This window comes from Streptomyces sp. SID5785, assembly GCF_009870065.1.
Lineage (GTDB): Bacteria > Actinomycetota > Actinomycetes > Streptomycetales > Streptomycetaceae > Streptomyces.
Genome location: NZ_WWIA01000295.1, coordinates 1 through 215, shown reverse-complemented (window position 1 = coordinate 215; position 215 = coordinate 1). Strand labels below are relative to the sequence as shown.

Genomic DNA, 215 nt, shown 5'->3' with positions numbered 1-215 from the left:
TGAGCTGCTCGGCCAGCGCCGAGACCCCGGCCCGCGCCGCGGACAGCCGGGCCGCCGCGGCCGGATCCTTGTCCGCCCACGCGCGCGGAGGGGGCGGACCGGCCGCCGGCTGGCCGGGCTGCGGCAGCTCGGACTCGGGCAGCGCCCGGGCCCGGTCGATCGCGGCCTGCCACTGCTCGAGCTGCCGGCGCCCCATCCGGTGCCCGAACCCGGGC

General features: G+C 82.3%; 1 pseudogene. It reads right to left on the bottom strand.

Annotated elements, in window-relative coordinates:
* Positions 1–215 (bottom strand): annotated as a pseudogene (locus GTW43_RS09090) (ribonuclease D); the annotation flags it as partial.